General features: G+C 66.5%; 1 protein-coding gene. It reads right to left on the bottom strand.

Going from position 1 to position 266, the window contains the following annotated elements; all coding sequences use genetic code 11:
- On the bottom strand, positions 1-266 hold a 266-nt coding region (locus J8I82_RS38140), incomplete at both ends, for a hypothetical protein (protein ID WP_209765829.1).

Below are 266 nucleotides of genomic sequence, written 5' to 3'. Positions count from 1 at the left end.
AAGGCAGGCGCGTCAGCAGGAGCGTGATGCAGACGCCGCTGCTGCTGAAGGGAATGACGAAGGCGAGCGCCGAGACCGCAAGCGCGCCGAGCACGAGCTTCTGGGGAATGACGAGCGGCACGCAAAGAAAGAGGATCATGGCGCCGACGCCCGAGATGGCGAACCAGGCGGCGTTGCGGGCAAACTCGGCAGCGACAGCTTCGGGCGCGTAGCGTTCGGGGTTGTTGTAGACCTCCATCGCGCCGCGGGTCAGTCCGAGCATGGCG

This window comes from Cupriavidus consociatus (assembly GCF_017814975.1).
Taxonomy (GTDB): Bacteria; Pseudomonadota; Gammaproteobacteria; order Burkholderiales; family Burkholderiaceae; genus Cupriavidus; species Cupriavidus consociatus.
Note: the sequence above shows the minus strand (reverse complement) of the source record. Positions and strands in the feature narration are given on the sequence as shown.